Annotated in this window: 14 protein-coding genes; 3 read left to right on the forward strand and 11 right to left on the reverse strand. The window is 56.4% G+C overall.

All coding sequences use genetic code 11. From position 1 onward, the window contains the following. Positions 1 to 360 precede the first annotated feature (360 nt). Complete coding sequence (locus AX755_RS14335) at positions 361 to 1176, forward strand: winged helix-turn-helix domain-containing protein (RefSeq protein ID WP_038984748.1); 816 nt, start codon at positions 361 to 363, stop codon at positions 1174 to 1176. Continuing rightward, the gene (locus AX755_RS14340) at positions 1173 to 1652 is read left to right on the forward strand and encodes a membrane protein (protein ID WP_023621089.1); all 480 of its coding nucleotides are present in this window, start codon (positions 1173 to 1175) and stop codon (positions 1650 to 1652) included. The genes AX755_RS14335 and AX755_RS14340 overlap by 4 nt, the downstream gene beginning before the upstream one ends. Here the strand turns inward: AX755_RS14340 and AX755_RS14345 are convergent. Further along, positions 1630 to 1875, reverse strand: coding sequence for a SymE family type I addiction module toxin (locus tag AX755_RS14345; RefSeq protein ID WP_013098482.1), 246 nt, complete (start codon positions 1873 to 1875; stop codon positions 1630 to 1632). The two genes, AX755_RS14340 and AX755_RS14345, sit on opposite strands and share 23 nt — an antisense overlap. A 174-nt stretch (positions 1876 to 2049) precedes the next feature. Here AX755_RS14345 and AX755_RS14350 point away from each other — a divergent pair, with 174 nt between their 5' ends. Beyond that, positions 2050 to 2394, forward strand: coding sequence for a nitrous oxide-stimulated promoter family protein (locus AX755_RS14350; RefSeq protein WP_062856966.1), 345 nt, complete (start codon positions 2050 to 2052; stop codon positions 2392 to 2394). A 5-nt stretch (positions 2395 to 2399) separates the two neighbouring features. Here the strand turns inward: AX755_RS14350 and AX755_RS14355 are convergent, their stop codons facing one another. From AX755_RS14355 to hypA, 10 genes are all read right to left on the reverse strand, one after another. Next, entirely contained in the window at positions 2400 to 3620 is a 1221-nt protein-coding gene (locus tag AX755_RS14355) for an MDR family MFS transporter (protein ID WP_062856980.1), read from the reverse strand. A gap of 14 nt (positions 3621 to 3634) precedes the next feature. After that, a complete protein-coding gene (locus AX755_RS14360) occupies positions 3635 to 4396 on the reverse strand; it encodes an ABC transporter ATP-binding protein (RefSeq protein WP_013098479.1) in 762 nt (253 codons plus the stop codon). Further along, a complete protein-coding gene (locus AX755_RS14365; protein ID WP_013098478.1) occupies positions 4396 to 5433 on the reverse strand; it encodes a FecCD family ABC transporter permease in 1038 nt (345 codons plus the stop codon). The genes AX755_RS14360 and AX755_RS14365 overlap by 1 nt, the downstream gene beginning before the upstream one ends. Continuing rightward, positions 5433 to 6431 carry an ABC transporter substrate-binding protein gene (locus tag AX755_RS14370; RefSeq protein ID WP_013098477.1) on the reverse strand — a complete coding sequence of 333 codons (999 nt, stop codon included), beginning with the start codon at positions 6429 to 6431 and terminating at the stop codon, positions 5433 to 5435. The genes AX755_RS14365 and AX755_RS14370 overlap by 1 nt, the downstream gene beginning before the upstream one ends. 151 nt (positions 6432 to 6582) lie before the next feature. Beyond that, complete coding sequence (gene flhA / locus AX755_RS14375) at positions 6583 to 8655, reverse strand: formate hydrogenlyase transcriptional activator FlhA (protein WP_029883188.1); 2073 nt, start codon at positions 8653 to 8655, stop codon at positions 6583 to 6585. A 62-nt stretch (positions 8656 to 8717) separates the two neighbouring features. Continuing rightward, positions 8718 to 9728, reverse strand: coding sequence for a hydrogenase expression/formation protein HypE (gene hypE, locus AX755_RS14380; RefSeq protein WP_062856967.1), 1011 nt, complete (start codon positions 9726 to 9728; stop codon positions 8718 to 8720). Then, on the reverse strand, positions 9725 to 10846 hold the full coding sequence (hypD, locus tag AX755_RS14385; RefSeq protein WP_062856968.1) for a hydrogenase formation protein HypD: 1122 nt from the start codon (positions 10844 to 10846) through the stop codon (positions 9725 to 9727). Before hypD ends, hypE begins: the two co-directional genes overlap by 4 nt. A gap of 2 nt (positions 10847 to 10848) precedes the next feature. Next, a complete protein-coding gene (locus tag AX755_RS14390; protein ID WP_020689280.1) occupies positions 10849 to 11121 on the reverse strand; it encodes a HypC/HybG/HupF family hydrogenase formation chaperone in 273 nt (90 codons plus the stop codon). Next, complete coding sequence (gene hypB, locus AX755_RS14395; RefSeq protein WP_062856969.1) at positions 11112 to 11975, reverse strand: hydrogenase nickel incorporation protein HypB; 864 nt, start codon at positions 11973 to 11975, stop codon at positions 11112 to 11114. Before hypB ends, AX755_RS14390 begins: the two co-directional genes overlap by 10 nt. A 3-nt stretch (positions 11976 to 11978) precedes the next feature. Continuing rightward, positions 11979 to 12329, reverse strand: coding sequence for a hydrogenase maturation nickel metallochaperone HypA (hypA, locus tag AX755_RS14400; RefSeq protein WP_014833056.1), 351 nt, complete (start codon positions 12327 to 12329; stop codon positions 11979 to 11981). Positions 12330 to 12498 lie beyond the last annotated feature (169 nt).

Below are 12498 nucleotides of genomic sequence, written 5' to 3' on the forward strand. Positions count from 1 at the left end.
TCACTCTCCGAGAGAATACCGGCGGCAGCGGGCATCGTTAACTTAAGATACAAAAGCTGTCCGGAAATGGCGGGTCAAGATCACCGGTAACGCTAAAGGAACACCGCGCGATATTCCTTGCGTATTAAACGTAAACGGGAATAAAGGCGTCAGAATATAACGTCATCCTTTTTTTCTGTTTCAGAAACGTATTTGTCTTCGATGTGGGGATAATATTCTATTATGCTGACATTATTTTATTTCGGTGTTACTGCTGAACAAACACCATAACTTACTGCTTTGACAAGGAATATTCGCAGAGTATACTTGCTAACTCTGGCAACAGTTTTCTGATTCTGTTTATTGCATAGTGAGTCTCATATGTTCTGGATAATTAACGATAATATTAAATTTTGTCCAGAGAAAAACTTACTTGTCTCTATGACCCGACCGGAGTTGAGCGTCATTCTGACCACGCCAGCCAGTCGTTGTCTGGTTCTTCTGCTTGAGTCCGCCCCGGAAGTGGTTAATCAAAGGGATTTCTTCACTAAAGTTTGGGGTGAAGACGGAATGTTAGTTCCGGCCAATACCCTTTATCAGAATATCTCCATTATCCGGCGTGGGCTGCGCACGACGGGAGAGACTGACGACACGCTGGTTGCCACGGTACCCAGAAAAGGGTTCCAGATTAAAAAAGAAGTTAAGGTCAGCCGAATTGAAAACGACGTAACAGAATCAGAAAGCGCGATAGCAGAAGCCCAGCCTGTCAGCGGCTCGAAAGAGGTGATTGCGGAAACTGCTGCCGTTCAGGTGAAAGATAAGACCCCGCGTCATCACTATCGTCGCTATCTTCCACTGCTTTTTATGGCCCTCTCTTTTGGGCTGGGCTATTTTATTCTTCATCTGGCGGTCCATGACTATTCCAGAAAAGACTTTTTTAAAGACTACACCATAAGCAGTACGGAAAATGGCTGCCATTTTTTCTCACGAAACGATGATATTAAAAGCAGGGGTAACTTCACGCGTTATAAGCAAATTATCATGCGAACAGGGCTTGATTGTAAAAAATACCCCTGGGCCTACTTCTCTTCATCCAGCACGGCTCCGGCACTTTCTGTACTCATTTGCAGAAAACCGTATGAGCAAGAAGAAGATGCAGGATGCGTTACGCTTTATTTTAGGGGGTACAATCAGTGACTAAAAAGTCTACTGCCATCCTGTGTCTCGTCCTGTTTGCCGTTGGGGCGCTGACGTCCTGGCTTTATCATTATCACTTAGAAAAAAAACAAAATACGGAAGCCTGTTCAGTTTCTGTTGTTGTTTACCATGAAGATGCCCGCGCAAACCTGACGCTGGATTTTATGTACACCATGCAAAAGCAGACCGGGGTCATCGCGCTAAGCGGGACATATTTTAAAAATGAGAAGGCGATAGCCTCTATCCGCCGGGATGTGTCTTATATCTGGACCGAAAACAAAGACTCTTTCCAGTTTACCTCCGTGAAGATCCATGAGGTTAATGAAGACTCCCTGCCGGATAATGTGCTCGGCGACGTGTTGCCTGATTTCTTTATTTATCCGAACCATAAATTGAACTATACCATTCTGAAACAAGGGCCCAGAGGGTTTCTATTTACCGTCGGTAAGCGTCCTATTTTCTTCTGCTCTCGCTGAGATCTTCTTTCAGTAGTTCGATGACAATTTTCCCCTGTTCAACCCCCACCCTGACCTGAGAGTGGGTAGTAAACCCTGCCTGCTCCAGCCAGTCGCCTTTTAAGCTCAACGCCGCATGTACGCTGTAACGTCGCGGGATTTTGGTCTTCCGGTCTTCGTGACGCTTTCTGAAATAACCGACTTTTAAGTGGCGATAGTGTTTGGTCGTGGCGATCTCTTGCATATAGCCTCCGTAACGATGAGCGACGCGTGTTGTTAATGCCTGTATAAAATACCAGTAAAAAAGGGTGGGGGTGGGCTTAATAGTGGAAGGCGGCTTCAGAAAACGAAATGCAACGACTGAAAAGTGGCAGATAAAGGAGTATTATTAATGCATGTTTTTGGTCGGTGAGCCGCTATGTCTGGTAAACGTATTTCACGGGAAAAAAAGACGATCGCCAGAATGATCGCTCTGTATGAAAAGCAGTGCCCGGAGGCTTCTCAGGAAGAGGGACATTATCAGGCGCTGAATGCCTATGCGGATAAGCGTCTGGATAAGTGCGTCTTTGGTGAGGAAAAACCGGCCTGTAAACAGTGTCCGGTACACTGCTATCAGCCCGCCCGGCGTGAAGAGATGAAGCAGATTATGCGCTGGGCGGGGCCCCGCATGCTGTGGCGTCACCCCATCCTGACGTTACGCCATCTGCTTGACGATCGTCGCCCGGTACCGGAATTACCGGAAAAGTATCGCCCGAAAAAGTAACCGTCTCAGCGTGTGAAAGGGCGACAAATGATCTTCATGGCGATCGCGCTGCATAGCGGGAACAGGGCCAGCAGCAGCCAGGGGGACATCGCCTGCGGCGAAGGGACAAGCGCACGATCCAGCAGACTGCCAAACAGCAAATTCCCCAGCAGCACCGCAACACCGCCTGCGGTGGCGAGTGCGCCGTAGTGCGCGCCAAGCGTCGATTCCTCCGCAAAACGAGGAACCAGATCTTTCGCCGAGGGCACCAGCAGCATTTGCCCAAGCGTTAATAGCGCCACAAAACATACCGACGGCAGCAAGCGCAGCCAGCCTTCCGGCGGCACCGTCGGGGCGAACACCGCCACGCTCGCAAAGGATGCCGAGAGCAGCAAAAAGCCCACCGGCAAAATTCTCACCGCACCCACGCGTCGCGCAAAGCGGGCCAGCGGAAGCTGCAAGGTGATGATCAGCACAGAGGCCAGCATAAACAGGGGGCCGAGATCTTTCTCGTTACCACCGGCACGCTGGATCTCTACGGGCAGCGCCAGATAGAGCTGGTTGTAGCTCAACAGCCACGAGCTGTAGGCGATGATAAAGGCGACAAAGCGCGGCTGACGGAAGGTTGTCCACCAGGGAACAATATTGAGTGCCTGCTTGCTGTGTTGCGCAGCCGGAAGGCAGAAGTAGAGCACAATCAGCGCGACGACGAAGACCCCCGCCCCCGCCAGCGCCACCTGGCGAAACCCCAGCCCCGTGAGCAACGCCCCGACAACCGGGCCCAGCACCGCGCCGAGTTCACCGCAGACGGCAAACAGCGCAAACCACTCTGCACGGCTGCGTTGACCTTTAGTCTCGCTATGCGTACCCGCCCTGGCCAGCAGCGCTTCGATGGAGGGAGAGAACAACGCGCCGCCAATACCAGTCAGACAGGCGCCAAGGATGATGGGCCAGAGCGCGTGTCCAAATGCCAGCAGCAGATAACCCGCAATGCGGATGACGCAGCCGCAGAGGATAATGATTTTGGCACCAAAGCGGTCTGAGAGCGCACCGCCGACGATGAACATCCCCTGCTGCGAAAAGGTACGCAGCCCCAGAATCAGCCCGATAAGGCCGCCGGAAAGCAGCATGTCGTCGCGCAAAAAGATCGCCAGGAAGGGAACGACCGCGTAAAAACCGATGTTAAACACAAACTGGCTGCCCAGTAAGACGGGCGGCCAGAGCGTTGTGGCAGGGCGCAGGGGCATCATGTTACGGGCGCTTAAACGATAAAGTGAATGTGCTTTTTGCCATGGAACGGCGAGATCTCGATTTTGGTTTTGACCCGAAAAACGTCCCAGAGCAACGCCTCAGAGAGGATCTCCTGCGGCGTTCCGGTGGCCACGATTTGCCCCTGCTGCATCACAATCAGCGAATCGCAGAACATCGATGCATGGTTGAGATCGTGAATAGCCACAATGCTGGTCACCGGCAGGTCGCTTATCAGGTGCATCAGCTGCATCTGATGGTGAATGTCCAGGTGGTTGGTCGGTTCATCCAGCAAAATTTCTGTAGGCGTCTGCGCCAGCGCCCTGGCGATATGCACGCGCTGGCGCTCCCCGCCGGAGAGGCTCAGCCAGCCCTGATCGCTTTTTTCCAGCATATCCACCCGCTGCAGGGCGGCGGTAACGGTCTCGTCATCCTGCTTGCTCCAGTTCGAGAACGGGGAGTGATGCGGGATACGACCGAGTTTGACGACATCGCGAACGCGCATATTGGCATCGGTCATACCGTGCTGTTCAACGAAGGCCACCCGGCGCGCAAGTTGCTTTTTGGCGATGCGGGAAATGTCCTGACCGTCCAGCGTCACACAGCCCGCATCCGGGCGGCGCAGGCCAGCCAGAATGCGCAGAAGCGATGATTTACCGCAACCATTAGGGCCAAGCAGTCCTACCGTTTCACCGCGCGCCACCTTGAGCGACACGTTATTGACGATGACCTTTTTGCCTACCTTCCAGGTAATATTTTCAGCGCAGATACTCATTACTTATTCCTTGAGCGGTAGATGATCACGGCAAAGAACGGCACGCCAACCAGGGCGGTTACCACCCCGACGGGCAAACTTTGCGGGGCAATCAGCATGCGCGAGGCGATATCTGCCAGCACCATCAGGATCGCACCCGCCAGTGCGCTGGCAATCAGCAGGGTTCGATGCAGAGGACCGAACAAGAAACGCATGACGTGCGGAACCACCAGCCCGACAAAGCCGATTGAGCCCGCCATGCTGACGATGGTTGCAGTAATCAATGCGGTGGTGGTAAAGAGCGCCAGGCGCACCCAGGGGACGGCAATCCCCAGCGAGGCCGCGGCGTCGTCACCAAAGGTAAAGGCATCCAGCGCCCGGGAATAGTAGAGGCAAATGGCTAACCCAATCAGCACCACAACCAGTGCCAGCTGGAATTCAGGCCAGCGTACACCGCTAAAGCTGCCCAGCAGCCAGAACATCACATCACGCGCCTGCTGCGCGCTGGCAGAGGTGCTGATGGTATAGGCGGTGATGGCGTTGAAGAGCTGAGAGGCGGCTACGCCCGCCAGAATGGTGCGCTCGTTGCCGCCGCGCGCGCCGTTGGTCAGAAAGGCGACAAACGCAAAGGCGGCGAATGCGCCGGCAAACGCGCCCGCAGAGAGCGACACCGCGCCGGTCCCCATCCCCAGCACCACGACGGAAACCGCGCCGGTGGACGCCCCCGCAGAGACGCCGAGCACGTAAGGTTCAGCCAGCGCGTTTTTCAGCAGGCTCTGCAAAACCGCGCCGCAGATAGCCAGCCCCGCGCCGCAGCAGGCCGCCACCAGCGCGCGGCTCAGGCGGAAGTCCCAGATCACGCTCTCATAGATGCGGTTGAGCGGAACCGCGGTCAGCCCCAGCTTATTACCGATAGCATAAAAGACATTGGACAGCGGAATCGACAACTCTCCGACGCTTACGCCTAGGGCGATAACCAGAAACAACAGGACAATAGCCAGCAGAGCGGAAGTGGTCAGGAACAGGCCCTGTCGGGCCTGAAGTACGGCTGCCGTCATCAGTTCAGCCCCAGTTTTCTGAGCTGTTCGCCCACCTGTTCAGCGCCATAAATGGTACGGATCGTCGGGTTCATTGCCTGGCCGTCCATCACCACGATATGGCCTTTTTTGACGGCATCAAGCTGGCTGACGGCCGGATCGCTTTTCAGGAATTTGATTTTCTCTTCCGCGTTATCCAGCGCCCAGCGGTTACGGTCGAGGCTTGAGACCACAATCACGTCCGGGTTAGCGGCAATGATGCTTTCCCAGCCCACGGTTGGCCATTCGGCCTCGGCGGTGATGGCGTTATGGCCACCCAGTACGTCAGCGATAAAGCCTGAGGCGCTGTTTTTACCGCCCACGTAGGCATCAGCAGAAGGGGAGGCGCTTGAGAACCAGAAGACAAAGGAGAGGTCTTTTTTGCTTTTGCCAAATTCTTTGCGCAGGTCTGCCTCACGTTTTTTGAAGCTGGCGATAACGGCCTGACCACGGTCTTCAACGTTGAAAATTTTGGCGAAATCTTCAATCTCTTTATAAAGGTATGTCATGTCCCACAGCTTCTGGCGGCTGCCGTACATATCGCCCGAGGCTTTTTTAGTGGCGCACATGCCCGGTGATAAATAGCTGTTCACGCCGACGGTAGCCAGATCCTCACGTTTTGCGACCTTACTTTCTGGCCCGAGCAGCAGCGGCAATTGTGCAGGAACAAAATCGGGGTTTTGCGCAAGGATAGATTCCAGCGTAGGAATTTCGACGGTGAGCGTTTTAATTTTGGCATTCTGTTCCGCCAGCTGCGGCAGCACTTTGGTCGGCCAGAAGGCGCTGGCCTTCACCTTATCTTCCAGACCCAGCAGAAGCAAAATCTCAACGGTATTTTGACCAAGGGCCACGACGCGTTCCGGCGCTTTGGTGAAGGTCTCTTTATAACCGCAGTTTTCAATGGTCAGAGGATACGTGGTTGCCAGAGCAGAACTGACCGACGCAACCGCCAGGCCTAACGCGCAGATGACCTTCTTCATTAAACGCTACCCTTCATTAAAGTTATTTTTGATGCAAATGAAACTCATTATTAAGGCGGAATTTTATACAGAGGAAAATATTGTGTGTCAATGAGGGACAATAACGCAGGGTGACAAAAGGCGGTGCCAGAAAGCACCGCCGGAATGCGCCTTAAATCAGGCTCTCTTTATCTATTCCAAGGCGCTTCATGCGCGACAGCAGGGTGGTGCGTTTTAACCCCAGACGCTGGGCTGCCCCTTTCGGCCCGGCCACCACGCCGTTGGTCTCTTTCAGTACGCGGACGATCAATTGATATTCATCTTCCCCGTCCTGGGCCACGTCGGTCGCGGCCGCGGGAGAGTCCGGCAGAGAAACCTCCGGCAGGGAGAGTTGCAGCACATTACCGCGCGTCAGCAGCACCGCACGCTCAATGACGTTTTCCAGCTCGCGCACGTTGCCGGGCCACTCCATCGAGGAAAGGGTGCGTAACGTCTCGGCGGGAATGCTGTCGATGTTGCGTCCCATCCGGCGGGCAATTTTGGCGGTAAACGCTTTGACCAGCAGCGGGATATCTTCCGGGCGCTCGCGCAGGGGCGGCAGGCAAATCGGGAACACGTTCAGGCGATAGTAGAGGTCGCTGCGAAACTCGCGGTCGGCGACCATTTTTTTCAGATCGCGGTTGGTGGCGGCAATCAGCCGCACGTCGGTCTGAATCAGCTTATTGCTGCCAAGACGTTCGAACTCCTGTTCCTGCAGCACACGCAGCAGTTTAGGCTGTAGCTCCAGCGGCATATCGCCCACTTCGTCGAGGAACAGCGAGCTTTTATCCGCCAGCTCGAAACGGCCCAGGCGCTGGCTGCTGGCACCGGTAAACGCACCGCGCTCATGGCCAAAGAGATCGCTTTCCAGCAGACCCGCAGGCATGGCGGCACAGTTCATTTTCACCATCCGGCGGCTGTTGCGGTTGCTGAGATTGTGGATCGCGCGGGCAATCAGCTCCTTACCCGTACCGGTTTCGCCCAGGATCAGCACTGTACTGTCGCTTTGCGCGACCATCTCCACCTGTTTGAGCACGCTGTACATGGCATCGCTGCGTCCAATGATTTCGCCAAACTCGCTGTCGACATTGTTAAGCTGTTCCGTCAGCGCCAGGTTTTCATCCACCAGCCGTTCTTTCAGACGGTGGATCTCCTGATACGCCAGCGCGTTATCCAGCGCGATGGAGATACGCTCGGCAATCTGACGCAGCAGCTTCAGGTTGGCGGTGGTGAACACCCCTTCCTCACACTGCGCCAGCTTCAGAACGCCCAGCATGGTGTTACCGGACATCAACGGCAGCAGGCACAGAGTCTGGATTTTGTTGCCCCAGATGTTAAACAGCATTCGCTCGTAAGGCGCCATCACATCCTGCTCGCTGAGATTGAGCAGCAGGATCTCCTTACTTTTAAACACCCGTTCAGAAAGGGTTCCCGCTTCATCCACCTCGCTCTGCTCATGGGCCGGGTTCGCTTCGTCGAGATAGTGCGTGGAGTAGATGTTGAGCTTGCCCTTGCGATGGCCACGCAAGGCAATGCTGATGGCGTCAATTTTGAAGTAGTGATGGATCTCCTTCGACACTTCGCTGACCAGCTCATCCATGTCGAGACGGGAGAGCACGGCGTTGGTGATTGCCACCAGAATGCGGAAGTTGTCGCGCTCACGGCTCAGCAGGTCGTAATCCACATTATTGCTGACGCGGCTTTGGATCTGCTCGGCGACGACGGCCACTATCTGGGTAAAGGTGTGCAGACGCTCATATTCCGCCTCGCTCCACGGCTGGTCGGTATTGCGGATAAACTCGCAGCCACCAAAAATGTGGCCTTCCACCGCCAGCGGCAGCAGGCTGTAATGACCAAACGGCTGATATAAGGCGCTCCGGGCCAGCATCGGCCACGCCTGACGGAACTCCTCAAAATTGCAGTGCAGCGCTTCCGGCCGGGAAAGAATACGGCGTATCGGCCCGTGAGCGAGATACGTTTCGTCTTCGTATTCAAACGCTTTTCCGTTTTCTCGTGTGGAGAAGTAGCTCGCACGATGGCTCCCGCTATGCCAGAGCACAATGGCGGCGCTGTCTGCCAGTGCAGATTGCCTGACCAGGCGCGTCAGGGCATCGCTCAGCGCACCCAGGTCGGGCTGCTGTAAAAGTGTTCGCGTAATGTCGAACAGACCCTGCTGTCCGAGATCGCTCATCGGTGTATACGGCATAGTGCTTTCCAGTAGAAACGGGCAAAAAAATAAATTCCGTGCCGACCGCTTTTCGCGCGGTTCTAGCAAATGCGGGGTAACGGTTCCGCGTGCGGCAGATCCAGCGTGCGCTTCACGCCATACAGTCCGGCCAGGCGCACCCCTTTGCGCTCAACCACCTCACCAATTATCGCGGCCTCTTTTCCTGACGGATGCGCCCGCAACTGTTCAAGTACGGCTTCGGCCGCGGTGCGCTCAACGCCTATCACCAGCTTGCCTTCATTAGCAAAATTGAGCGGATCCAGTCCCAGCAGCTCGCACAGTCCGCGAACCGCAGGCTTCACGGGCAGGCTGCGCTCAGTAAGTTCAATACCGCAGCCGCAGCAGGCCGCGAACTCATGCACCACGGCATTGACGCCGCCACGGGTGGCATCCCGCAGGGCTTTCACGCCGGGGATCGCCCGCAGCGTCTGGATAAGCGGGGTGAGCACCGCGCAGTCGCTGCGCAGTTCCCCGTCCAGCCCCAGCCCTTCGCGCAGGTTAAGAATGGTCGCCCCGTGACAGCCCAGCATGCCGCTGACCAGCAGCACGTCGCCCACGGCCAGTTGCTGCGCGCCCCAGTGAATATCGGCGGGGATCGCCCCCATCCCGGCGGTGTTGATAAAGAGCTTATCCGCCGCGCCGCGCTGCACCACCTTGGTATCGCCGGTGACGATAGCAATCCCTGCCTCGCGCGCGGTGTGCGCCATGCTGCTGACCACCGCCGCGAGCGTCTCCATCGGCAAACCTTCTTCAAGGATAAATCCGCAGGAGAGGTAGCGCGGAATGGCACCGCTGACGGCGACATCGTTCGCGGTACCGCAGACGGCCAGCTTGCCGATATCGCCGCCGGGGAAGAACAGCGGGTCAATCACATAGCTGTCGGTGGAGAAGGCCAGCCTGTCGCCCTGGGCGGTGAGGGAAGCGAGGTCAATGCGGGCCTGGTCTTCCTGCTCGGCGAGCCAGGGGTTATCAAAGGCCTCCATAAACAGCCGGTTTATCAGCTGCTGCATCGCCAGACCGCCGCTGCCGTGCGCCATTTCAACCGTGTTCATGCTTCACTCTCCTGGTTGCGGTACTGATACCACGCGGCACATGCCCCTTCGGAAGAGACCATCAGCGCGCCAAATGCCGTTTGCGGGTTACAGGTGTTGACAAATAACGGGCAGTGGTGGGGTTTACATCTTCCGGTAAGGACCTCGCCGCAGCGGGCCTGGGGATCGTCGCAAACCTGTTGTGGCTGTGGGCGGAAATGCGTTTCTGCATCAAACGACCGGTAGGCTGGGGTCAGGCGCACGCCGGATTCAGCAATCAACCCCAGCCCGCGCCACTCGCTGTCGCCCTCAACGCTAAACACGTCAGCTATCGCCTGCTGCGCCCGTTCATTTCCGGCATCCGGCACCACGCGGCGGTACTGATTTTCCACCGCGCTCAGGGCTGCTATTTTCTGCTCAACCAGCATGGTGACGCCTTGCAGTAGATCAAGAGGTTCGAAACCAGCGACGACTAACGGGCGATGGTAATCGTCAGCGATAAAGCCGTAGGCCCCGGTACCGATCACCATGCTGACATGGCCCGGTGCCAGGAACGCGTCAATGCCGTTGTCCGGGGCGTCCAGCAGGCTGCGCAGCGTCGGAATAAGCGTAATGTGCTGACAAAAAAAGAAAAAATTGGTGACATTGCTGCGTTTTGCCTGCTGCAGCGTGATCGCCGTAGCGGGCATGGTGGTCTCAAAACCCAGCCCGAAAAATACCACCTTTCGGCCAGGGTTATCGGTTGCAAGCTTCAGGGCATCCATCGGCGAGTACACGATGCGCACATCCGCGCCGCGGGCTTTGGCCTGCAGCAGCGAGCCCTTTTTCCCCGGCACGCGCATCGCGTCGCCAAAGGTACAGAAAATGACGTCAGGCTGGCTGGCGATCTCGATACAGCTGTCGATGCGCCCCATGGGCAGCACGCAAACCGGGCAGCCCGGGCCGTGGATAAACTCTATGTTGTCCGGCAGCAGCTGATCGAGGCCAAATTTGAAAATGGCATGGGTGTGCCCGCCGCAGACTTCCATGATCCGCAGCGGCTTTTCCGCCGTGTGTTTCAGCAGGGCGGCCCGCGTTTTCAGATGACCGATAAGCTGCATCACCTGCTCAGGTGCGCGGTATTCATCAACGTAACGCATAATTACCGTTCCTCGCCGTACAGCAGCGCGCCGACGTCCGGCTCCACATCAAACATGTTTTGCAGGGCATCCAGCGTGTCGCGTGCTTCCGCTTCATTAATCACGCTCATGGCAAACCCCACGTGTACCAGCACCCACTGACCAAGGCGCGAGACCCCCGTCTCATCGGTGCTGCCCACCAGCGTTAAATCGACGTCGCGTAATATGCCGCAGACCTCCACTTTGGCCTGGTTTCCGTCAATGGAATGGATTTGTCCAGGGACGCCTATGCACATCGTTCACTCTCCAGCCAGTTTAGCCAGTGCGCCATGCCGTCGCCGCGTGTGGCGGAGACCAGCAGGATCGCAATGTCCGGGTTCACTTCACGGGCATAAGCCAGACATTTATCCACGTCGAAATTCAGGTACGGCAGCAGGTCCACTTTGTTCAGCAGCATCAGCGACGCGGCGGCAAACATATGCGGATATTTGAGCGGCTTGTCTTCTCCTTCGGTCACCGAGAGGACCGCCACTTTATGCCGCTCCCCGAGATCGAAGCTGGCCGGGCAGACCAGATTGCCGACGTTTTCGATAAACAGAATGCCGTTATCCGCCAGTGGCAGACGCGGCGCGGCATCGGCAATCATCTGCGCATCCAGATGGCAGCCTTTACCGATATTGACCTGAATCGCCGGGGTGCCGGTTTCACGAATACGGGCGGCATCGTTGACCGTTTGCTGATCGCCTTCGATCACTGCGCAGGAGACGCGTTCGTTCAGGCGTTTGAGCGTTTCCGTCAGCAGCGTGGTTTTGCCGGAGCCGGGGCTGGAGACGAGGTTGAGCACCAGCTGTTGACGTGCGGCAAACCGGGCGCGGTTGCGGGCGGCGATCTGGTTGTTTTTATCGAGTACGTTGATTTCTACGTTCAGCATCTGGCGCTGGCTCATGCCCGGCGCATGGGTACCCGCCTCGCCGTGGCCGTAATGAAGATCGCCCATATCGGAGCGTTGAGGCGCAAAGCGAATGCCGGTGAGTGCCGCTGCCGGACGCGGTGCGGGGGTAAAAGGGGCGGAGCGAAACGCGGAGTGAGGACGGTGTTCATCCCCTTCGATATACAGGTTGCCTTCGGCGCAACCGCAGGTACTACACATACTTTACTCCTTCTCGATTTCAAGGCGTTGGATCTGCATCCCGTCATCCGCCACGATGCGAAGGCCGGTGTGCTGACACTGTGGGCAGCGCTGGACCTTCGACGACAGCAGAGTGACGTACTGCTGACACTGCTCGCACCAGCACTCCGCCTGCTGCTCTTCAATATGAAGTTCGCAGCCTTCCGCCAGCGTGCCGCGGCACACCAGCTCAAAACAGAAGGTGAGGGCGCTGGTTTCGACGCAGGAAAAGGCCCCGACCTTCAGCCAGACGCCGGTCACGCGCGTCGCGTGGTTTTGCGCTGCCTGCTGTTCGATGAGTTCCAGTGCCCGCTGGCAGAGGGTGATTTCGTGCATGACGCCTCCTTAATGAATTGCCCCGTTAATGCAATAACAATGCCAGCCTGGTTTTGGTTAGGGGGTGACGATGTCAACGCTGTCGAAATGACACGTCGACACCCTCACGTTGACAGCCTGTTTTGAATTAAATCCATTAAATATCAAAGCATTAAAAACTGGCATGGAA

It is taken from the genome of Enterobacter sp. SENG-6, from assembly GCF_001605945.1.
In the GTDB taxonomy this organism is placed as follows: Bacteria; Pseudomonadota; Gammaproteobacteria; order Enterobacterales; family Enterobacteriaceae; genus Enterobacter; species Enterobacter cloacae.

Coding starts and splice junctions, on each gene's coding strand:
- AX755_RS14360 (WP_013098479.1), bottom strand. CDS start 4,396: ATGAGTATCTGCGCTGAAAATATTACCTGGAAGGTAGGCAAAAAGGTC.
- hypD (WP_062856968.1), bottom strand. CDS start 10,846: ATGCGTTACGTTGATGAATACCGCGCACCTGAGCAGGTGATGCAGCTT.
- flhA (WP_029883188.1), bottom strand. CDS start 8,655: ATGCCGTATACACCGATGAGCGATCTCGGACAGCAGGGTCTGTTCGAC.
- AX755_RS14370 (WP_013098477.1), bottom strand. CDS start 6,431: ATGAAGAAGGTCATCTGCGCGTTAGGCCTGGCGGTTGCGTCGGTCAGT.
- AX755_RS14350 (WP_062856966.1), top strand. CDS start 2,050: ATGTCTGGTAAACGTATTTCACGGGAAAAAAAGACGATCGCCAGAATG.
- hypE (WP_062856967.1), bottom strand. CDS start 9,728: ATGAACACGGTTGAAATGGCGCACGGCAGCGGCGGTCTGGCGATGCAG.
- AX755_RS14365 (WP_013098478.1), bottom strand. CDS start 5,433: ATGACGGCAGCCGTACTTCAGGCCCGACAGGGCCTGTTCCTGACCACT.
- hypB (WP_062856969.1), bottom strand. CDS start 11,975: ATGTGTAGTACCTGCGGTTGCGCCGAAGGCAACCTGTATATCGAAGGG.
- AX755_RS14355 (WP_062856980.1), bottom strand. CDS start 3,620: ATGCCCCTGCGCCCTGCCACAACGCTCTGGCCGCCCGTCTTACTGGGC.
- hypA (WP_014833056.1), bottom strand. CDS start 12,329: ATGCACGAAATCACCCTCTGCCAGCGGGCACTGGAACTCATCGAACAG.
- AX755_RS14345 (WP_013098482.1), bottom strand. CDS start 1,875: ATGCAAGAGATCGCCACGACCAAACACTATCGCCACTTAAAAGTCGGT.
- AX755_RS14335 (WP_038984748.1), top strand. CDS start 361: ATGTTCTGGATAATTAACGATAATATTAAATTTTGTCCAGAGAAAAAC.
- AX755_RS14390 (WP_020689280.1), bottom strand. CDS start 11,121: ATGTGCATAGGCGTCCCTGGACAAATCCATTCCATTGACGGAAACCAG.